This window comes from Flavihumibacter petaseus NBRC 106054 (assembly GCF_000974785.1).
GTDB lineage: Bacteria > Bacteroidota > Bacteroidia > Chitinophagales > Chitinophagaceae > Flavihumibacter > Flavihumibacter petaseus.
In genome coordinates this window covers 1,510,751-1,532,919 of record NZ_BBWV01000001.1, presented here as the reverse complement: position 1 = coordinate 1,532,919, position 22,169 = coordinate 1,510,751, and the positions used below count along the sequence as shown (strand labels likewise).

Here is a 22,169-nt window from a genome sequence, read left to right as displayed (position 1 = left end):
TGTTGTTTTTTTAGTGAGCAGCCAGCCAGTTTTCACCATTACCGACTTCAGCAATTACGGGCACACCGTTCGGAAGTGGTAGTGCCTGTTGCATGCATTCAATGATGAGTGGCCGGAGCCGGTCTACTTCGTCGGTCCTGGCATCAAAAACCAATTCATCATGCACCTGCAGCACCATTCTGCTGGCGAGTTTTTCCCTCCGGATGGCTTCATGCAATGACGCCATTGCAATTTTAATCATATCCGCTGCAGAACCCTGAATGGGAGAATTGATGGCGTTCCTTTCCGCGAAACCCCTTACGGTAAAGTTAGAGGAGTTGATATCGCGTAACCAGCGTTTTCTGCCCATCAGCGTTTGCACATAACCGTTTTCCCTGGCAAAGAGAATGGTTTCGTCCATATAACGGGTAATGCCACTGAATTCCTTTTTATAATTATCAATGATCTCCTTTGCTTCCGTTCTGCTGATACCCAGATTGTCTGCCAGCCCAAAGGCACCCTGTCCGTATATAATGCCGAAATTGACGCTTTTCGCTTTTCTGCGCTGATCCTTATTTACTTCGGATTCCGGAATGCCATACACTTTAGCGGCTGTTGCTGTATGAATATCCTTGTTGAGCCGGAAAGCTTCGCACATATTGGGATCACCGCTGATAGCAGCAACGATGCGGAGTTCAATCTGTGAGTAGTCGGCTGAGAGAATTGTATGCTCGTTGTCGCGCGCAATAAATGCTTTCCGGATCTCCCTGCCGCGTTCGGTGCGTACGGGAATATTCTGCAGGTTTGGATTGTTGCTTGAGAGGCGCCCCGTAACAGCAACTGCCTGGGCATACGAGGTATGGACCCTGCCTGTTTTACGATTGATCATTAATGGCAGTGCATCCACATAGGTCGACTTCAGTTTGGTAAGTTCCCTGAATGCAAGGATATCATCCACGATGGGATTCTGCATGGCCAGTTTGGTCAGCACATCCTCACCGGTAGCGTATTGTCCGGTTTTTGTTTTTTTCGCCTTTGGATCAATCTTAAGTTTCTCAAACAGGACTTCTCCGAGCTGGCGTGGCGATGCGAGATTAAACCGAACGCCTGCCTGCTGATAAACTTTTTCTTCCGAAGTTTTGGCTTCTCTTTCCAGTTCTTTGGAATAGTCTATCAGGAAGCCGGTATCCACCTTGATGCCTTCGAATTCCATATCCGTCAGCACTTTTACGAGCGGGTTTTCCACTTTGTCAAAAACCTTCTGTACTTCAAGGGTCTTCAGTAATGGCGTAAACTTATGTTTGAGCTGCAGGGTAATGTCGGCATCTTCTGCTGCATACTCTTTTATTTTCTCTAACTCCACATCGCGCATATTGCCCTGGGTTTTTCCTTTTTTGCCAATGAGTTCTTCAATGGGCACCGGCTCATAGCCCAGGTATTTGGCGCTGAGGAGATCCATGCTTCTTTTGCCTTCCGGCTCGATTACATAGTGTGCCAGCATTGTGTCAAACAGGTTACCGGTGATCTCAATGCCGTACCATTTCAGCACAAGAAGGTCATACTTAATGTTTTGTCCCACCCAGGTTTTGGAAGGGTCGCTGAAGAGTGCTGCGAACTGTGCGAGGATCAATTTGGTGGCCGTCTGATCAGGCGGGCAGGGTACATACCAGGCTTCGCCGGGTTGAATGGAAAAGCTTAACCCGACCAGCTCGGCGTCATTGGCATCGATATTGGTAGTTTCAGTATCAAAGCAGATCTCCGGAGCGGTGTCAAGTTTTTTGACGAGCGCCTGTATGGCATCTAATCCTTCAACGGACTCATAACGATGCGGGGTATTGCGGATATTCCGGTCAGCCGGTAATACATCTGTTGCTTCTTCCTGAATAATGACAGTCTCTGCAACAGTAGTGGCAACAACATTACCAAAGAGATCGGTCTGAACGCCCTGCGGAACTTGTGTTTTGCCGGATGCAAGTGGAATTTCTTCTCCCAGTACCCGTTTAGCGAAAGTCCGGAATTCGAGTTCGCCGAATACTTCACGGAGCGCATCTTTATCCCAGTCCTTGAGTTTAAAATCTTCTTCGTGGAACGCTACTGGAACGTTAGTTATGATAGTAGCTAGTTTCTTGGAGAGGATGGCTGATTCACGGCCATTCCGGATCTTTTCTCCCAGTGCGCCCTTGATATTATCAGCAGCAGCAAGAATATTTTCAAGGGAGCCATGTTCCGCGAGTAATTTTGCTGCTGTCTTTTCTCCCACACCTGCAATGCCAGGAATATTGTCAACAGCATCACCCATCAATCCGAGCACATCAATTACCTGAGATACGTCTTTGATATTCCATTTTGCGCAAACCTCAGCGGGACCCATGATCTCAATATCACCGCCCTGGTAGCCGGGTTTATAGATCCTGATCATGTCCGATACCAACTGGCCATAATCTTTGTCTGGTGTAACCATAAATACTTCATAGCCTGCGGCGGCGGCCTGCTGGCTGAGCGTGCCGATCACGTCGTCTGCTTCATAACCATCGAACTCCATTACCGGAATATTAAATCCGCGGATGATGCGCTTGATGTCGGGAATGGCAAGTATAAGATCTTCCGGTGCATCCTGCCGGTTGGCCTTGTATTCTGCAAAGTCAGTATGACGTTCTGTTGGGGCGTGTGTATCAAAGCAAACAGCCATATGCGATGGCTTTCGATTGTTGATCAGCTCGAGCAGTGCATTGGTAAACCCGAATTGTGCATTGGTGTTTTTGCCTTGGGAAGTGATACGCGGGCTGCGGATCAGGGCATAATAGGCCCTGAATATCAGTGCCATTGCATCCAGGAGAAATAGCCTTTTGTCCATGAGCAAATATAGAGGAAATAGGGGGCTGGTATGGTTTTTTTACAATGAGCGACGGCATCAGCCAGCCGATTCGTTAACAAAACATTTAGGCAAAGCTGGCACGGTGCTTGAATAGAGTAAGACGAATCAGCAATTCATTTATCCATTCAAAAAATAAGTTTATGAAACAGATGAAAATGACCGCACTCGCGCTTGGTGTTATGACAGCAGGACTCTTTGCATTTCGTGGACTGGATACCGGTTCAATTAAGGGTACCGTGTCTCCGGCAGATGGTGCAGTGCAGGCATGGGCGCTTTCTGCAACTGATACTGCGAAAGCGGCTATTAACAATGGTGCATTCGAGATCACTAATGTAAAACCTGGTGATTATCGTCTGATCATTGAAGCAAAAGCTCCGTATAAGAATCAGGCTAAAGAAGGTGTTAGCGTGAAAGACAACGCAGCTACAGACGTGGGTGAAATCAAGCTTGAAAAATAAGCAGGTTCACGAATAAAAGAATGAGCGGCGGGCTTTGGAGCCTGCCGCTCTTTTTTTTTGTGAAAGTCCCCAAGCGGAAATGTGAGCGGTAAATAATAACACAGAGATTTCGACGTTGATGTTATCTCTTTTCAGCTTCCAATGCTGTTCCGCGCCGGAATCCATTTCGAGAACGATCTGTGGTTGAATTCCGAATGAATTCCGAATGAATTGAGGTAAACCAGTGTTTCAGAACATATTTCACTATACTTCGGAACATATTTCATCATACTCCGGAACAAATTCCGGAAAATGGCAAAACCTTTGTGGATACCTCAGACAGCAATGAGGTAATCGAACAGGTTGGTTTCTGTTGGGAGTTGTAGTTTTTTGCGGAGGCGATAACGGCTGATTTCAACACCACGCACCGAGATTTTTAGCAACGGGGCAATTTCCTTGGTGGTCAGGTTCATGCGGAGATAGGCACATAGCTTGAGTTCGTTTGCAGTGAGGATGGGGTGTTGCGCTTTCAGCTTGACCAGGAAGTCGCTGTGAACTTTATCAAAATGATGCGCAAAGGTTTCCCATTCCTTATCCATTTTTTCATCCTCTCCGAGCACCTTCACCATCCGTTTAAGGTCATCCAGCGGGCTCGTGCTTTCCACTGTCCGCAACTGCCTTGACAGGTCCTCTTTCACCTTGGCAATCAGTTCACTTTTTTGTACCAGGTGAAGGGCTGTTGATGCCAGTTCCGTGTTTTTATGTTCTATTTCTGCTTCCAGTTTTTCGTTACGCAGCTTTACAATTTCTTTTTCAGTTTTTTCCATCTCCAGCTGGTGGAGGTATTGTAGCCTGTTTTGCTCTTCATCGTGTTTTTGCTGTTGTTTCAGAAACCTTTTTTCCTGCCACTGATACAGTGCGTAAACGGCCACGGAAAATATCAGGACGTACAGGAAATAGGCTTCCCGGCTGGCGTACCAGGGTGGTTTGATGGAAAAGGTGTATGTGCCTGCATCTGATTCCAGGCCCAGGTTGGTTCTCGCTTTATATTGAAAAGTGTATTGACCAGCTGGTAAATTGGTATAGTCTTTTTCTGTTTTCCTGGACCATTCTGACCAGTTCTGGTCAAAGCCTTTCAACAGGTAGCTGTATTCCAGATTGAGGTTATTGCCAAAACTCGGAGCGGCGTATTCAAAATGGATGGAGTTGCAACCGTGATCAATCTCGAATATCCTGTCGAGTGGTTGCAGCTGGGCATTTCCGACATCACCGAAGTAGCCGCCGAAGATCAGGCTGTCGGAGGATTTTCCGATAGCGACCTTACGGAGACTGATGGGAAGAAGCGATTTTTTCTTCTTGTAGGCTTCGAGATTGACCAGGTAAAAACCTTTTTCTCCACCAACCAAAACGTCCTGGCGCGTGAGCGGATTGATGTGTTCGAAACCGCTCACGAGTTTATTGTTGAGTTCCGGGATATAGGTGATTTTCCCCTGTCCATCTGACATATCAATTACGCCGAGTGTCTTTTCGTGAACGAACCAGATGTTCCCGGCAGCGTCTTCCCTGAGGTAGCGGATACTGTTGCTGGCAAAAAACCGGGTAAGGAAGACGTTTGGCTGAAAGGTTTCCGTGTCCGGGAGGTATTCGTAGATGCCTTTTTCCGTGGCGATGAGAAGTTTGTTACGGTAAGGGAAGATGAAATTGACACCCTGCAGGCCTTCAGTTGCTCCGAACAATTTTACCCCTGGCGCCGAGTTCCCCAGCAATGAAATGCGGTACAGACCCTTGTAAGGGTGGGCGACCCAGATGGTGTTTTCGCCATCAACGGATACAAAGCGGGCGGATTCAAAATTCGCCTGCTGGGTCAGCAGTGTGAATTTTTCTCCGTCAAAATGGAAAAAACGCAATCCCATATAATTACCCGCAACCATTGTAGAAGCGGGAAGGATATTCTGGAGCGGCAGAAAGGTCCAGAAACCGGATTGGCGGTCCAGCAGCTCAACCCTGTTTTTGTTGACCTGGAAAGCGCCTTCGTGGTGGCCCATCAGGAGGCGTCCGTTCACTTCCGCGAGGTTCCAGACCTGGCCTTTGGCATTGGGTACTGCGGTAAAGGCGGCAGACATGCGGATGCTGTTGTTGCCGGTATCGATCGGGGCGACGTAAAGGCCGTTGGAGGTTCCCAGGTAAAGCTGGTTGTCAAAAAGAATAGAAGTGTACCCGGAACTCTCATTCTGGCTGCCGGCGTAAAAGTGGCGGATCGCCTGATCATAGACCATTAGGTCGATCCCATTGTCCAGTCCCAGCCAGAGATTTCGTTGCCGATCGGAAAAAAGGCAGAGTACATTATTATTCTGCAGGCCCTGTTCCCGGGAAATATGGCGGAGTAGCCTGCCGGATTTGTCCACAAAATAGACGCCGCCTAGGGTAGTGCCAAGGGCAAAGGTTCCATCACTTGCCACGGCAGCGGAATATATATGCTGGTCGGCCACTTCCTCCAGCCCGGGCGATATGATCGGAGAAACAGTATTGGCGGTGAGGAGGAATAAACCGTTTTTCAGTGTAACCAGGAGGGTGCTGTCACTGCTGATGGCGAGGCCTGCGGTGATCATGTACTCTGCCGGCATGAGCCTGGTGTCGATGACCGGAACCCAGGAACCCCGTTGAAAAGTGAGTAAACGGAAATTATTGTCCTGCGCGATCAGCTGACCGTTGCAGACGGCAATAAACTGCCAGGCCGGGGTTAGATAGGTTTTGATACGCTGATTGCCATATTGATAAATGCGGTTGGAAGAGCGGAAGAAGATATCGCCGTCAAAAGGGATCACGTCCCAGATATCGGCAAAGGATTTTTCGGATTCCGGCAAAAGTGGTTTCAAAGAGTGATAACCAAGACGACCCTGCTGGTCGGGAGAAAAGTAGCCCATTTCGTCCTGGGCGCCGATATATATTTTGTTGTCCGGTCCGATCTCGATGGAACGGGCGATCGTCTTGTTGGGAAGTGGATAGGTTTTCCAACTGGTACCGTCAAACGCCAGTAACCCCTCATTGTTGGCAAAGTAAAGAATGCCGGATTTGTCCTGGCGGATATCCCAGGTTTGTGCGCCGGCATTGTAATCAAATTTCGAATAATTGACTACATCGGGAATGTCGATCCCGTTTTGAGCCATGCCGGACAGTACCAGCAGCAGGGTCAGGGCAGTTAAAATCGTTTTGGCAGCCATCGGTCCTATGAAAATAGCAATTGAAATGATGTTTACATCACCTGATGTAGTGAAATAACGGCTTTTGCGCGTAAAATGAGCGGTTTGATGTAGTAGTGATGTAGTCGAAAACTGGCAATCTGAGCAGGTCGAATCTACTTTTGGAAGGTCATTACGATCGCTTCCGGGAATGCTTACCCGGATTTAATTAACCAATTAATTGCTATATGAAAAAGAAAAGGGCATTGCTTGTCAGCCTATTCCTTTCTCTGGCTTTTCCATTCCTGCTGCTTGCGCAGGACAAGCCAGTTACCGGTAAGATCACCAATAAGGTAAATGGTGATCCGTTGGCCGGGGCCACCGTCACCGTCAAGGGAGGGGCAGTTTCAACTACTACCGATGCTACCGGTAACTTTTCTATCCAGGCGCCTCCGGGTGCCATTCTGTTGATCTCTTACACTGGATTCGGCACCCAGGAATTCGCCGTGGCACCTGGCAGTGCTTACAATTTCACTCTGAATGAGCTGTCTACCAGCATGAATGAGGTGATTGTGGTAGGTTATGGCACGCAGAAGAAACGGGCAGTGACTACCGCGATTTCTTCGGTGAAGGCTTCTGACCTGGAAAATATGCCGGTATTCCGGGTGGAGCAATCGCTGCAGGGTCGCGTGGCGGGGGTGTCAATTACTGCAAGTTCCGGTCAGCCTGGTGCGGCTTCGACTATTTATATCCGTGGTATCAGTTCGGTGAACGGCGGAAGTCAGCCTTTGTATGTAGTTGATGGAGTAGTGGTGGATGGCGGAATTGAGTATCTCAACCAGGCAGATATTGAAACCATGGATGTGCTTAAAGATGCCGCATCTGCCGCTATTTACGGTGCCCGGGGAGGTGCCGGAGTGGTGTTGATAACAACCAAAAGGGGTCGTGCCGGGAGGATCAATGTCAATTATACCGGTTATGCGGGTGTTCAGAAGGCCTGGCGTAAAATACCGGTGTTAAATGCAGAACAGTATGCTACCTTATATAATGAAGCGTCCGTAGCAGCGGGTGGTAATATCCGATTTCCAGATCCCGCAGCACTCGGTAAGGGTACTGATTGGCAGGCACAGGTGTTTAACGACAACGCTCCCATGCAGAACCATGAACTTAGTATCAGTGCGGGTAGTGATAAGTCAACGTATTTCACTTCTTTCGGCTTCCTGAACCAGGAGGGCATTGTGGCGAGCAGTAATAGTAAGTTCAAACGATTTACAGCCAGGTTTAATTCCAACCACAAGATCACCAAGGCAATAACCTTTGGGAATAATATCGGATATACTTACATCAACTCAACCGGAGTGGGTACAAATGACGAGTGGGGAACACCATTAAACCGGGCCATCAATATGGACCCGATTACACCTGTTATTGAGACAGATCCTGCAAAACTCAGCCAGTCTCCTTATACAATGCCGGACATTGTTCGTGATGAAAATGGCAACCCTTATGGCATTTCGTCAATTGTCACTTCCGAAATCCTGAATCCCGTGGCCGGGTTGAAAGTGGCCCAGGGCAATGGATGGTCGCACAAGATACTCGGCAATATTTATCTTGAAATCGCTCCCATTGAGGGTCTGAAGCTCAGATCTACTATTGGTGGAGATCTGGCATTCTGGGGGGACCAAAGTTTTTCGCCTGTATTTTACCTGAATGCCACCAACCAGAACCTAATTAATGACTATACAAGAAACTCTAACCGGGCTTTGAACTGGGTGTGGGAGAATACAGCATCCTATAACAGGACCTTTGGTAAACACGATGCCACTCTGCTTATAGGTATCACGGCACAAAGATTTGCAGGGGAAACACAGGGCGGTACCCGTACCGGTATACCGGCAACCAATATCCGTGAAGCGTCATTGGCATTTCCTGTGTCTCAGGCCAACCAATACTTCTGGGGCGGTGAATGGGAATCTACGCTATCCTCTCTCTTCGGCAGATTGCAGTATGCCTATGATAATAAGTACCTGTTTTCAGCAGTGATGCGCAGGGATGGTTCCTCAAAATTCGGGTCTAATAACATCTATGGTTATTTCCCATCAGTTAGCGCAGGTTGGGTAATCAGCGAAGAAAATTTCTGGAATCCAAAAGTTGCCAGTTTCCTGAAACTTCGCGCTTCGTATGGTGAAAACGGAAACAACAACCTGGAAGCCTTCCGGTTTGTGTCTACAGTCAGTGGCGGCAGAAACTATGTTTTCGGTGATCAGTTGATCAATGGTGTAAGCCCTAATGCTATCGCCAATCCAGACCTCAAATGGGAAACTGTTGTTCAGACTAATATCGGTTTAGACGCGGTATTGCTTAACAATCACCTGAGTGTTACTGTGGATGTATATAATAAGAAGACCACGGATATGCTGCAAAATGTTCGTGTGCCTATGTATGTCGGTAATAATGGCCCGGTGGGTAACGTCGCTACTATGGAAAACAGAGGCATTGAGCTGGCGGTTGGTTACAATCAGAATATTGGCGATTTCAAGTTCAGCGTCAACCTGAACGGTTCCTATAATAAGAATGAGATTACTTACCTGGGACCGGATAAGGACTATTTGCAAGGACTCGTGTATGGCCCGCAGGGCGTGGAATACACCCGCCATATTGTGGGTAACCCATACGGTGCATTCTTTGGATACAAAACCAATGGCTTGTTCCAAACGCCGGAGGACGTAACAAATTACAAAAACAAAAATGGCGATCCGATTCAGCCGTTGGCCAAGCCAGGCGATCTGCGCTACGTTGACTATAATGGAGACGGCCTGATCTCTGCTGAAGACCGGGTAATACTGGGAAATCCAAACCCGGATTTTACTTATGGATTTACTGTTAATGCTGCATACAAAGGATTTGATGTCATTCTTTTTGGTCAGGGTATTGCCGGTAGCCAGGTATTACAGGCTATCCGCCGTTTCGACCTTCCTTCAGCAAACTGGAGCACCAAAGCGCTCGACCGCTGGCATGGAGAAGGAACCAGCAATTCCATACCGCGTGTAACGCTGGATGACCAGAACAAAAACTGGAGCAACAGTTCTGATATCATGCTGCAGGATGGTGATTATTTCCGCATCAAAACTTTGCAGATTGGTTACAGTCTGCCGCAGCATATCATCAATCGGATCGGACTGAACAAGGTGCGCGTATTCTTTACCGGAAACAACCTGATCACTTTCACCAAGTATGACGGTTTCGATCCGGAGATTGGCGGCGGCAGCTTTGGTGTTGACCGTGGCATCTATCCCCAGCCGAGAGCATTATTGTTTGGCCTGAATGTAGGGTTCTAATCTCAAAATTGAAAACATGAAACAATTCAAATTATATATCGGTATCGCGGTAATCGGGGCCGGCATACTGACAGGATGCAGCAAGAGCTTCCTGGAACTAACCCCCAGAGGAACAGAGCTGGAAGCAAATTTTTATCGCAACGAAGACGAGCTGGCGCAAGGCCTTGTGGCAGTGTATGACGTAATGGGCTGGGGTACCAGTGGCGGGTATACCATGAAAATGCCCCTGCTGACAGCGGCATCTGATGAAGCTTATGCAGGGGGCAGTGATGCCTCCGATCAGCCCAACTGGGTGGCTTATGACAACTTCACGCTGGACCCTCAACGCGGGCCCCAGGTGGGATTATGGCAGAAAAACTATTCCGGTGTTTACAAAGCAAATCTTTTGCTGGAAAAGCTGGAAGGTTCAACCAGCATTTCCGAAACATTTAGAATGCGGGCTGAATCAGAAGCAAAATTCCTCCGGGCATATTTCTATTTCGACCTTGTCCGTTTCTTTGGAAAGATCCCGTTGATTCTCGGGCCGATTTCTTCAGATCAGTTGTATTCTTTCCCTCAGTCTGAACCGCAGGATATCTACGCGCAGATTGAAAAAGATCTGAACGAAGCCAGGCCTGGACTTCCGGCTACGGTGCCTGTAAATGAAAATGGCCGTATTACCAGGGGTGCTGCGACTGCATTGCTGGGTAAGGTGATCATCTTTCAGAACAATGATGGCAGGATGCTTGAAGCTGCACAATTGCTGCAAGAGGTGAACTCGGGTGGTGTTTACCAGCTCCTGACCAACTTCGGTGACATCTTCCGGCCGGATAACAAGTTCAATGCAGAATCCATCCTGGAAATCCAGCATTCCAACCTGGCTGCCTGGGGCGACTGGGGCTGGATCAATGGGGGTGAAGGCAATGTTGGTGTTCAGTTTATCGGCGCTGCTGACTATAATGGAAATGTCTATTCCAATGGCTGGGGATTCTGTCCTATTACACTTGATCTTGTAGAGGCAATGAAGGATGATCCGCGGTTTGAATTCACCATCGTTGATGGCAAAAAGATGAAAGCGGAAGGCGCCACTTACAATGCCCGCTATCAGAACACCGATTATTTTATCCGGAAGTATGCACCTCAGAAGGCTTATCGTTCCACTGTCGGTACATCAGAGATCAACTGGCCATACAATGAAATCGAGATCCGCCTTGCAGATACCTATCTGCTCGAAGCAGAAGCTCTTGTGCGTGGCGGCGGAGATGCCGGTCGCGCCAAATCATTGCTGGACGCGGTTCGCGGAAGGGTCGGACTTGGTTCAGTTGCCCCTTCACTGGATAATATCTACAACGAACGCCGCCTGGAACTTGCAACGGAAGGGCACCGCTTCTTTGATCTCGTACGTACGGGCAAAGCGGCTGCCGTGCTTGCTGATCAGGGCTTTACTTCCGGCAAGAATGAAGTGTTACCAATTCCACAAGTGGAAATTGATGTAACCAACAAGACACTTATCCAGAATCCCAATTACTAAGCTGAAAACATTCTGACATGATGCTACATCATAATATAAAAAAACTGGCGACAGCGGCATTGACGGCTGCTTCGCTGCTGGCCTGTTCTCCCGAAGACGGACGGGATACCCTGGGCCCTAAACCGGTGTCCTCCTTCACGGTCCAGCCGATCGCAGGAGAAGTAAACAAATACCTGTTGACCAGTACGAGTTCCGGCGAGCCGTTCATTTACAAATGGACCATGGGCGATGAAACAAAAACCGGCAAAGCTGTGGACACCGCGTATTTTCCTGAAAAAGGCAAGTATACCATCTCGCTGATGGTACTGGGCGATGGCGGCTACGGTTTGTCTAGCCAGGAAGTGACTGTTGAAAATGATGACCCCGATGGTTGTATCGGCAACAAAAGGCTGCTGACTGCCTGTGGCAGCAAGGTATGGGTGCTGGAACAACCGGGCGGTGGTGCACTATGGGTAGGTGATCCCGGCGGTGGCCAGTGGTGGGCAAATGGTCCCGGGGATGTGACAGCACGTTCCTGCCAGTTCGATGACGAGTGGACATTCAACAGCAATGGCACTTTCAGTTTTGATAACCATGGTGACATGTGGATCGATGATGAAGGCGGGGCACCCTGGCCGACGGATATCGGATTACCTGTAGGTTGTACACCTATGACAGCTGTGCCTGCCAAATACCAGGCCTGGGGTTCCGGCAACTTCACCTTTAAGGTCACCGCCAACACCATCAAGGTAATGGGTACCGGTGCACACCTTGGCCTGTATAAAGTGGGAGAGAACGGAACGACAGCTGCTCCAGAAGAGTTCATTACGTATAATATTCTTGAAATGACGGAAAGCAAAATGGTTGTTCAGAAAATGTACGGCTGGGGTCAGTGGCGCTTTACCTTTAAAGCGAAACAGCCATAAAACAGAATTGCATGCGTTTGATTTTAATGTTCATTTTTTGTGCCTGTAGCGGAATGTTACAGGCACAATTTTCCCGACTCGTATGGTCGGAAGAGTTCAATTACAAGGGCCTCCCAGACAGTTCCAAATGGGGTTATGATTCCGGGGGTCATGGCTGGGGCAACAATGAGTTGCAGTACTACACAGTCAGGCGATTGGAGAACGCCCGTGTGGAAAACGGAATGCTGATTATTGAAGCGAGAAAGGAAGCTTACAACGGCGGAAAGTTTACTTCAGCAAGACTGTTCTCGAAAGGTAAGGGTGACTGGACTTTTGGCCGCATAGAAGTACGCGCAAAACTGCCGAAAGGTAAAGGGATCTGGCCGGCTATCTGGATGTTGCCTACTTATTGGGAATATGGCGACTGGCCCCGGGCAGGCGAAATCGATATCATGGAATTTGTGGGCTATCTCCCCGACTCAGTTTTCGGAACCGTACACACCAAATCGTTCAATCACGTGATCGGAACCCAGAAAGGAAAGGGATTACTGATGAAAGGTCTTGGTGATGAATTTCATATTTATGGGATCAACTGGACGAATGAAAAAATTCAATTCCAGATAGACGGAAAAACTTACCACGAGTTTGCCAATACCGGAAGCGGTATTGACGACTGGCCGTTTGACAAAGCATTTCACCTGTTGCTGAATGTGGCTGTAGGTGGCAATTGGGGCGGTAAGATGGGTGTAGATGAAAGCATCTTTCCACAAAGCATGCTGGTGGACTATGTGAGGATTTATCAATAAAGTATGTACATGAAAATCAATTACCTGCCCTGGAAACCCCTATTGCTGACAATTGCCGTGTTGTCCGCCTGTGGTAAAAAATCTGCAGACCCTGATCCGGCTCCGCCTTCGACTCCGCCAACTGTCAGTATTGAAGATGTTGCCCTGTTTGAGGGAAATACCGCCAGTCAGCAATTTTCAGTATCAGTAAGCCTGAGCAGAAATGCAGAGAAAGAGGTTAGTGTCAAATGGTCAACTGCAGAGGGTACCGCGAAAGCAGGAGGCGATTTCACTGCCGTTGACAATGCGACCCTGGTATTCGCACCTGGTGAAAAGACCAAATCGGTAACGGTTGTTGTTTCGGGAGATGATATCCGTGAGCCGGATGAAACGTTCAGCATACAGTTATCATCACCTTCCAATGCTACCCTGTCCCGTTCAACAGCTACTGTATCCATCAAAAATGACGACAGCAAAATTGTGATCAACAATGCCGGGTACGACGCTGCGACCACTTATGTAGGGAAAACACTGGTGTGGTCAGATGAGTGCGACGGACCGGCCGTTGATATACAGTCATGGACTTTCCAGAACGGCGACGGATGTCCCAATATCTGTGGATGGGGCAATAACGAACTCGAGTATTACCGGCCGGAGAACCTGACATTCCAGGAAGGGAAGATGCTGATCGAGGCCAAGAAGGAAAGTCTTGGTGGCCGTGCTTATACCTCATCCAAGATTATCGGTGCTGGAAAGAATGCGTTTAAATATGGTAGAATCGATATCCGGGCGATCCTTCCCAAAGGAAAGGGGTTCTGGCCCGCATTCTGGCTGTTGCCGGAAGGGAACAAGTTTGGCAACTGGCCGACCAGTGGCGAGATTGATATCATGGAGCTGGTGGGTAACGAGCCGGGTAAAGTATTGGGAACCGTGCATTATGGTCCCGGTCCGGGCAGTATTCACACGAGCGGCACTTATACGCTGCCCGGCAGTAAGACATTCAATGATGAGTTCCATGTATTTTCCCTGGAATGGGAGGAAGACACCATCCGGTGGTACGTGGATGATCAATTGTTTTATACGGTCACCAAAACTATGGTGGCGCCGCAGACTTATCCTTTCAACGAAGACTTTTTCTTCATTGTAAATTTTGCTGTGGGAGGAAACTGGCCGGGGTCACCGGACGCGACCAGTGTTTTCCCGCAATGGCTGATCGTGGATTATATCCGTCTATACCAGTGATGGCTGGGAGAAACTGGGAATCTCCACCAGCAGCCTGCAACCCTGACCGGGTGACGAAATAATATCCAGTTTACCGGAGTAAAAAGTCACCCGGTTATGTATGTTCTGCAGGCCAATGCCTTTTGCCTTACCGTGTGTGTCGAAGCCAATACCGTCGTCTTCGATGGCAAGGTTTACAGCATTGGGGGTGGCTTTAAGCGAAATACTGACATTGCTCGCCTGGGCATATTTTACAATATTATGGGTCTGCTCCTGTATGATGCGGTACAGTGAAATCTTTAGTTTCTCGTCCAGGTTGTTCAGCAGTTTTTTGCCATTGAAAGCAACAGTCACTTTCATCCTGGCAGCCAGGTTGAGGTCATTGGTCAGGTCCTGAATAGCCGTGGTTATTTCCTGTTTGTCCAGCAAAGGAGAAACCAGGGAATGTGACAGTTTCCTGGTTTCATTGATGGCGGTGAACACATCATTTCTTGCCTTTTCCAGGCGTTCGTCCTTTCTTTCCACATTGCGTAAGGCGGTATCGAGCATCATCTTGGCCGATGCCAAAAGCTGGCTGATGTTATCATGCAGTTCAAGCCCGATCTCTTTCCTTTCGTTTTCCTGGGTGCGCAGGGTATGTTCAACGATCTCTTTTTGCTGCTGGATCTTCTGTTTAAGAATAATATCCGTGATATCTGTTGAGACTCCTGCAATGGCATATACGTCACCGTTACGATCGATCAGGGGGAACTTGATGGAGTAGTAGTGGTGGAGCTGCCCCTCAATAAAGCCCTCCTCTTCCATTTCGATCAGTTTCCGGTGCTCGAGCACTTCCGCGTCATTGCGTGCATACTCCATAGCGTAGGTATCGTTGTTGAAATCAAAAACAGTTTTGCCCACTACGTCCGGAGCAGACAAACCGTATGTTTTTTCAAACTGCCGGTTGATCAGTGTAAACCTTCCGTAGATGTCTTTTACATAGATGATGGACGATGTGTTGTCGATAATAGCCTGCAGCAACTGCTGGTTGTTTTCCAGTAAAATTCTTGCCTTGGTAGTAGTTTGCGTGTTTTTCCAGAGGATATAGGTAGCAGCCGTTACAAGTAGAATCAATAGTGCAGCCAGGAAGATATTCAGCCGCGAGAAGGTTTCATTGCTGAGTGCACTGGCTTCTTTCCGTTCGGCCAGGTTCTTGTTTTCCTCTGTTTTGATTTCTTCAATGATTCTGTCCAGGAATTTTATGCGGTTCACACCGGGGTTGCCGGTTACGAAAGCTTCCGCAGCAGTTGCGCCGTCTTTTTTCCGGACAGCAATACTTTGTTCCAGGAAGGCCAGTTTTTTCTGCAGGAGTACTTTCAGTGTGTCGAGCCTTGCCTGCTGCAAGTGGTTGTCACGTGAAAGGGATTTCAGATTTGCTATTCGGGTGAAAATGGTTTGTTGGGTAGAATAAAATGGGCCGAGGAAAGTATAATCTCCGGTAATGACGTAGCCCCTTACACCGAGTTCAAGGTCTTTGACTGCAGAAGAAATCTGCTCTGCATCATATAATACCTGCCGGGTATGGTCGACGCGATGATATGTATCGAGGTTGATCTCGCTGTTTTGCCAGGTTTTCGCTCCCAGCAACAGTATTCCAAGAATAATGACGAAGGATACCAGCAACAGGTTTTGCTCGGTAGTGAATCTTGGTCCCTGATCGGTAAATATATCCCTGAAGGAGGGGAAGCAGCTGGCCAGTTTATGGCATGACGCTTTGATCCGGTCTGGGAGGGATTTACGGTTATTCATTTCCGATAGGATTGCGCCATAAGTTACTAAAAAAAACCGAGACGAGGAAGCGTGGGAGACAACGATGGTAATGAGCGTGTTATTGTGTATCCCGATAAGTTTATTATTGCCTACTGCTTCATTTTCGCGAGTTCTTCCTGCATACGGAACATTTCATCCCTTAGCCTGGCGGCCTCCATAAAGTCGAGGTCTCTTGCCGCTTTTTCCATTGTTTTTTTGGTCTGGGCAATTACTTTTTCCAGCTGAGGAATGGTTTTGTAGTCGGCCTGCTCTTCTGCTACCTGCACGAGTTCCTGATCTGGCGCCATGGCATAAGGGTTTTTGACATCATACCCTTTTATGTCAAGCACTGATGTTTGTGCCATAACCTGTTCAATAGATTTGCGGACCGTCCTTGGGGTTATGCCGTGTTCGGTATTGTATGCGATTTGTTTTTCCCGTCTCCTGTTGGTTTCGTCAATTGTTCTTTGCATGCTTTCTGTGATATGGTCGGCGTAGAAGATAACCAGTCCGTCGACATTTCTCGCTGCCCTTCCGGCTGTCTGGGTGAGCGATTTCTCATTACGGAGAAAACCTTCTTTATCTGCATCCAGAATTGCAACGAGGGATACTTCAGGCAGGTCGAGGCCTTCGCGGAGAAGGTTTACGCCAACGAGCACATCGATTTCACCAAGCCTAAGCTGACGAAGGATCTCTACACGATCGAGCGTATCCACTTCACTGTGGATATATTTTGATTTGATCTGAATGCGTCCAAGGTATTTGTCCATTTCTTCGGCCATGCGTTTTGTGAGCGTGGTTACCAGTACCCTGTCGCCTTTTTTGACGCGGAGATCAATCTCGTTGAGGAGGTCGTCAATCTGATTGACACTTGGTCTTATCTCGATGGGAGGATCGAGCAGCCCCGTCGGTCTAACAACCTGTTCCACTACTACGCCACCTGTTTTTTCCAGCTCATAGTCGCCGGGTGTTGCAGATACATAAATAACCTGGTTAACGAGCGACTCAAATTCATGGAAATTCAGGGGCCGGTTGTCCAGCGCTGAAGGTAGCCGGAAGCCAAAATCGACCAGGTTCAGTTTCCTGCTTCTGTCTCCACCGTACATGCCGCTTACCTGGGGTATGGTCTGATGGCTTTCGTCGATCACGCAGAGAAAGTCTTTCGGAAAATAATCAAGGAGGCAGAAGGGTCTTGTACCGGGCATTCGCCGGTCAAAGAAGCGGGAATAGTTCTCGACCCCGTTGCAATAGCCAAGCTCGCGGATCATTTCAAGGTCGTAATTGACCCTTTCGCCGAGGCGCTGGGCTTCGATAAATTTCTGCTGTTGTTTGAAATAGTCGACCTGGGCACCCAGTTCATCCTGGATCTCATAAAGTACCTGTTGCATCTGGTCTTTTGGCGCCAGGTAAAGATTTGCCGGGAAGATGGCTGCATTGTCGAGTTTTCCGATCCGTTTGCCGGTTTGTACCTCAAAGCTTTCAATTGCTTCAATATCATCGCCGAAGAAAGTTACGCGGTATCCGAAATCGAGATACGGAAGATTGATATCGACCGTGTCACCTTTGACGCGAAAGGTGCCCCGGGTAAACTCCGTCTGGGTGCGGGTATACAGTGAATTCACTAGTGAATGGAGGAAGGCCTGCCGGGATATGGTTTGTCCCTGGTGAATACGGATGATGCCGTTTTCGAACTCGGTAGGGTTTCCCATGCCATAGATGCAGCTGACTGAGGCGACTACAATAATGTCCCTTCGGCCGCTGAGCAACTGGGACGTTGCCTGAAGCCTGAGTTTGTCCAGTTCTTCATTGATTGCCAGGTCTTTTTCAATATAAGTGTCGGACACCGGGATATAGGCTTCGGGCTGATAGTAGTCGTAGTACGACACAAAATAGCCCACGGCATTATCCGGAAAGAACTGCCGGAACTCACCATAGAGCTGGGCAACAAGGGTTTTGTTATGGGTAAGGACGAGTGTTGGCCGTTGAACGGCCTGGATAACATTGGCAACGGTAAATGTCTTTCCGCTTCCGGTTACCCCGAGGAGTGTCTGGTGCTGTTCCCCGTTTTCAATTCCTTCGATCAGCTGTCGGATGGCCCCTGGCTGGTCGCCGGAGGGGGCGAATGGCGAATGGATATTAAAAGGCATATGGAAAGTTACGCATCACTTTAGAATAGGATTAACAGCTATTATCCAATAGATTTTTTGGCCTTGCGTTTACCCTTCGGCATAATAATTGTGCACATCTTATCCACAGTCTAACGGACCAGACTATGCGTTTACTAACCCAATTATTGTCCGTGGCCATGCTATGCCTGTGGGGGCAGCTGGCTGCGCAGGAGTATTTTCCCCCCAATAAACCCGAAATCGTTCCGGCAGGATCCCCGTTGATCCGTCTGAATGATCCGGCAAGTGCCGGAAAGGGGAGGTTGCAGTTGCAATGGCAGCTTGCTGTTTCAAAAGAATCCGGTTATATCAAGGTTGAAAGGAGCAGTTTTCGGGAAGGGCCTTTCGAAGTGTTGGGACTGGTTCGGCAGGACTCAGGCGTTTTGCAGGGCAAGTTCCTTGATGACCAGCCGCTCCGGGGAGTAAATCATTACCGCGTGCAATGGGTAGCAGCTGACGGCCAGGTACACCTCTCAAAAGTTGTAACTACAGGAATGGAAGGGGAAATGAGCTGTCGTTTTTATCCCAACCCGGTGGACAATATGCTCATCATCCGTTCTGAACAACCATTGGACCTGCTCATCAGTGACCAGAATGGAAAATCACGGTTTACCCTGAAACTGCGTTCCGGCCTTCAGACAATTGATGTTTCCGCCCTGGAGAAAGGCTTGTATATCATTACATTAACACAAAGTGAAACAGGAAAGTCGCTTACAGAGAAGTTGGTGAAAAACTGACACCCGGCGGATCAGGCTACGTGTTTATACTCGATTTTAAAAAATACTTGCCTATATAAGTGAAAACCTCTATTATTGTATTGGTTTTTCATAGGATATTGGATTTTAAAAACGGGGTTGAATGTCTATTCTGACCCCTTTTTTTTTGTCCAATACCGCCGGATCACATTGCCGGCAGATATCCTAAGCTTACCAATACATTTTCCTTACAGGAAGGACACCCAATTCCATCAGTCGGTTTTTTTTGCGCGAAAAGCATGCCGGAATTGCATTTTAGGCTTCAATTTTTCTCCTTAATTCTGTCGTTTATACTAGTTGGTTGATTCTCAGCAAAAAAAATCAGCGGGAGTTGGTAACCGTTAGCGCCTGGGAAGCATCAGCCTGATTTTTTCTGCCCAGTCTCATCATAAACCAGCCAATAGTGAAGCTTGGAATAAAATCCGTGAAGGGAAGGAGTTCCTCGGCAAAGCTGAACACGCCACCCAAAGCGCCTTTCCAGCCACCGAAAAGCCGGTAGAAAAGGATACCTGAAACAGGCGCCCAGAGCAGGTCGCCAAATTCACCCAATACCGGTATGGCATATGTGAAATAGCCGATCGCGTCCAGGAGAAGGCAGAGCGGCAGGGTTGGTTCAAGTTTCTTCATAATTAATCAGACGACCCAACTCCGAACGGGGTTGCGGCACCTAATGATATTTTTGCACCAGAACTTGATTCAGATCAATAATTGATCACCTGCTCTTCGATATCGGCGGGAATCTCCCGGAATTCGTACTGCTGATTACGAAGCTGAGGTACAAATCCGGCGGCAGTTATCGCTTCCTGGATGCCCTTATAGGTAAAGCGGTGCGGTGCTCCGGCAGCACTGACAACGTTCTCTTCGATCATGATACTTCCGAAGTCATTCGCTCCAGCGTGCAGGCAAAGCTGGGCAACATCCTTACCAACCGTCAACCAGCTCGCCTGGATGTTTTTAATATTCGGCAACATGATCCTGCTGATGGCTATCATCCTGATATAGGCTTCCCCTGTGGTCAGGTTGTGTACGCCCCGGATCCGCGCCAGGAGGGTATCAACATCCTGAAAGGTCCATGGAATGAAAGCAATAAAACCTTTTACATTGTCCGGTTTCCGCGCCTGCACATCCCTGATCTTTACCAGGTGCTCCATTCGCTCACGGATAGTTTCGACGTGACCGAACATCATGGTAGCCGATGTAGTAAGGTTAAGTTTATGGGCTTCATGCATGATATCCAGCCATTCCTGGGAACCACATTTGCCTTTGCTGATCAGTCTCCTTACACGATCCACCAGAATTTCCGCGCCAGGTCCGGGAAGGGAATCCATCCCTGATGCCTTCAGTGCTTTCAATACCTCATGGTGAGACTTCTTCTCCAGTTTGCAGATATGGGCCACTTCGGGTGGTCCGAGTGCATGCAGCTTAAGCGTCGGAAATCTTTTTTTCAGTTCACGGAACAGGGTGGTGTAATACTCCAGTCCCAATTCGGGATGATGCCCCCCCTGTAACAACAACTGTTCACCGCCGTAACGGAAGGTTTCCCGGATTTTTTTATCGTAAGTCTCGAGGTCTGTGATATACGCTTCAGCATGCCCGGGTATCCGGTAAAAATTGCAAAACTTGCAATTGGCGATGCAGACGTTGGTGGTGTTCAGGTTTCTGTCGATGATCCAGGTTACTTTACCGTGCGGTACCTGGATCCTGCGAAGCTGATCCGCAATATCCATTAACTCCGTCAACGGAGCTTTTTCGAAGAGGTAAATGCCTTCATCCTCGGTAAGAAACTCAAAATTCAGGGCTTTCTGGTACAGTTCGGACAAATCCATGCTCATGTATGCCGGTTGTGGAGCACAAAATTAAGGCAAGTACAGTAAAGCGATCAAGTTCTGCGGAAGACAGTCTAAAAAGTAATTCACTAACATATAAACGGTTGAAATATAAGTATAAAAGGAGTTGTGCCAGTCAACTTTTGATGCTAATTTCATTACCGGTTCAACGATCTCTGCCAAACCTGACTCGGTGAAACAACTGCATAAACTATTTCCAGTCTTTTTGTTCCTGGCCTTTGCGCTTCCAACCGCGGCCCAGGAATATTTTTCACAACCCCCTTCCCAGCTCATCACTTCTTTCGGCTTCCGCGTGTACAGCGGCGGCGTTGTGATGGTCAGGGCAAGGCTGGATAATTTTACTGACTCCCTGAACTTCATACTCGATACAGGCAGCGGAGGGATCTCCCTGGATTCTTCAACAGTAGACCGACTTAAAATCTCCAGCCAGCCGAGCGACAAAACCATCAGGGGAATAGCTGGACTCAAACAAGTGCGGTTTGCCAATAACCACACACTTTATTTCCCGGGCCTCCGGGTGGATAGCCTCAATTTTCATATCAATGATTATGAGATTCTCACCAGCGTTTACGGAGAGCAGATTGACGGAATCATCGGATACAGCTTCTTTTCCCGCTATATCGTCAAGCTCGACTATGACACTTCCATGCTCTTTGTCTATACCAAAGGTTACATGAAATATCCGAAGGGAGGATATCTGCTGCGGCCTTCGCTGACGACAATTCCGGTAACCAACAGCCGTATAAAAGATGAAGAAACAAGTAACTCGAGGTTCTTCTTCGACACCGGGGCAGGCCTGGCCCTGCTGCTTACAGATGACTTTGTTGAAGACAGTCTGATCTTCAGCAAAAAGAAAAAGATCTTCACCACACAGGCCGAGGGCCTGGGCGGAAAAACCTACATGCGGCTGACGACAGTAAAAGAGCTTCGACTTGGTCCGTACAAGTTCAAAAATGTACCGACCTATATTTTCCCGGATGAATACAATGTCACCAATTATCCCTACCTCGGCGGGCTCATCGGCAATGATCTGCTTCGCCGTTTTAATGTTATCCTGAACTACGAGCGCCGTGATATTTACCTGATGCCGAACCGGCATTACCGGGACCAGTTTGACTATGCCTACACCGGCCTGGGCTTCTATTATATCAACGGACAGGTGACAGTGACAGACATCATGAAGGGTTCTCCGGCAGAAAAAGCCGGCTTTCTGGAAGGTGATATAATCATTGCAGTAAATAATAATATGACCCGGAACATCCAGGCCTACAGAAATCTTTTGCAGCAACCGGGTGAAAAGATCAAATTTCTAGTGGTACGGCAAAAGGATGGCGATCTGGAAGAGCTGTACATGAAAGTGGGAAACATTCTTAAGTAATCATCTGTTACTTTTGCAGTCGCGCCGC

14 protein-coding genes are annotated in these 22,169 nt (G+C 48.2%); 8 read left to right on the top strand and 6 right to left on the bottom strand.

The window, feature by feature from the left end; translation table 11 throughout:
* Window positions 1–10: 10 nt before the first annotated feature.
* Window positions 11–2,833 carry a DNA polymerase I gene (gene polA, locus FPE01S_RS06350; RefSeq protein ID WP_046367956.1) on the bottom strand — a complete coding sequence of 941 codons (2,823 nt, stop codon included), beginning with the start codon at window positions 2,831–2,833 and terminating at the stop codon, window positions 11–13.
* Between the two features lie 161 nt (window positions 2,834–2,994).
* On the opposite strand from polA, the gene FPE01S_RS06345 reads away from it, so the two are divergent.
* Complete coding sequence (locus FPE01S_RS06345; protein WP_046367955.1) at window positions 2,995–3,312, top strand: carboxypeptidase-like regulatory domain-containing protein; 318 nt, start codon at window positions 2,995–2,997, stop codon at window positions 3,310–3,312.
* A 314-nt stretch (window positions 3,313–3,626) separates the two neighbouring features.
* Here the strand turns inward: FPE01S_RS06345 and FPE01S_RS06340 are convergent, their stop codons facing one another.
* On the bottom strand, window positions 3,627–6,512 hold the full coding sequence (locus FPE01S_RS06340; protein ID WP_046367954.1) for a ligand-binding sensor domain-containing protein: 2,886 nt from the start codon (window positions 6,510–6,512) through the stop codon (window positions 3,627–3,629).
* Window positions 6,513–6,718: 206 nt separating this feature from the next.
* On the opposite strand from FPE01S_RS06340, the gene FPE01S_RS06335 reads away from it, so the two are divergent.
* Genes FPE01S_RS06335 through FPE01S_RS06315 form a run of 5 tightly spaced genes read left to right on the top strand, consistent with a single transcriptional unit; the run spans window position 6,719 to window position 14,229 of the window.
* Window positions 6,719–9,808, top strand: a complete 3,090-nt coding sequence (locus tag FPE01S_RS06335; protein ID WP_046367953.1) for a SusC/RagA family TonB-linked outer membrane protein — start codon at window positions 6,719–6,721, stop codon at window positions 9,806–9,808.
* 16 nt (window positions 9,809–9,824) lie between these two features.
* Window positions 9,825–11,318, top strand: coding sequence for a RagB/SusD family nutrient uptake outer membrane protein (locus FPE01S_RS06330; protein WP_046367952.1), 1,494 nt, complete (start codon window positions 9,825–9,827; stop codon window positions 11,316–11,318).
* A 17-nt stretch (window positions 11,319–11,335) separates the two neighbouring features.
* Complete coding sequence (locus FPE01S_RS06325; RefSeq protein ID WP_046367951.1) at window positions 11,336–12,223, top strand: PKD domain-containing protein; 888 nt, start codon at window positions 11,336–11,338, stop codon at window positions 12,221–12,223.
* Window positions 12,224–12,234: 11 nt separating this feature from the next.
* A complete protein-coding gene (locus tag FPE01S_RS06320; RefSeq protein WP_052955549.1) occupies window positions 12,235–13,008 on the top strand; it encodes a glycoside hydrolase family 16 protein in 774 nt (257 codons plus the stop codon).
* A gap of 9 nt (window positions 13,009–13,017) precedes the next feature.
* Window positions 13,018–14,229, top strand: a complete 1,212-nt coding sequence (locus FPE01S_RS06315) for a family 16 glycosylhydrolase (protein ID WP_052955548.1) — start codon at window positions 13,018–13,020, stop codon at window positions 14,227–14,229.
* Here the strand turns inward: FPE01S_RS06315 and FPE01S_RS06310 are convergent.
* Both FPE01S_RS06310 and uvrB read right to left on the bottom strand, forming a co-directional pair.
* Window positions 14,218–15,996, bottom strand: a complete 1,779-nt coding sequence (locus FPE01S_RS06310) for a CHASE3 domain-containing protein (RefSeq protein WP_046367950.1) — start codon at window positions 15,994–15,996, stop codon at window positions 14,218–14,220. The two genes, FPE01S_RS06315 and FPE01S_RS06310, sit on opposite strands and share 12 nt — an antisense overlap.
* 110 nt (window positions 15,997–16,106) lie before the next feature.
* Window positions 16,107–18,143 carry an excinuclease ABC subunit UvrB gene (uvrB, locus tag FPE01S_RS06305; protein WP_046367949.1) on the bottom strand — a complete coding sequence of 679 codons (2,037 nt, stop codon included), beginning with the start codon at window positions 18,141–18,143 and terminating at the stop codon, window positions 16,107–16,109.
* A gap of 125 nt (window positions 18,144–18,268) precedes the next feature.
* On the opposite strand from uvrB, the gene FPE01S_RS06300 reads away from it, so the two are divergent.
* Window positions 18,269–18,898, top strand: coding sequence for a T9SS type A sorting domain-containing protein (locus FPE01S_RS06300; protein WP_083990147.1), 630 nt, complete (start codon window positions 18,269–18,271; stop codon window positions 18,896–18,898).
* 339 nt (window positions 18,899–19,237) lie between these two features.
* Here the strand turns inward: FPE01S_RS06300 and FPE01S_RS06295 are convergent, their stop codons facing one another.
* Window positions 19,238–19,543, bottom strand: coding sequence for a hypothetical protein (locus FPE01S_RS06295; RefSeq protein ID WP_046367947.1), 306 nt, complete (start codon window positions 19,541–19,543; stop codon window positions 19,238–19,240).
* Between the two features lie 74 nt (window positions 19,544–19,617).
* Entirely contained in the window at window positions 19,618–20,748 is a 1,131-nt protein-coding gene (gene mqnC, locus FPE01S_RS06290; protein ID WP_245623952.1) for a cyclic dehypoxanthinyl futalosine synthase, read from the bottom strand.
* 187 nt (window positions 20,749–20,935) lie between these two features.
* Here mqnC and FPE01S_RS06285 point away from each other — a divergent pair, with 187 nt between their 5' ends.
* On the top strand, window positions 20,936–22,141 hold the full coding sequence (locus FPE01S_RS06285) for an aspartyl protease family protein (RefSeq protein ID WP_245623951.1): 1,206 nt from the start codon (window positions 20,936–20,938) through the stop codon (window positions 22,139–22,141).
* Window positions 22,142–22,169 lie beyond the last annotated feature (28 nt).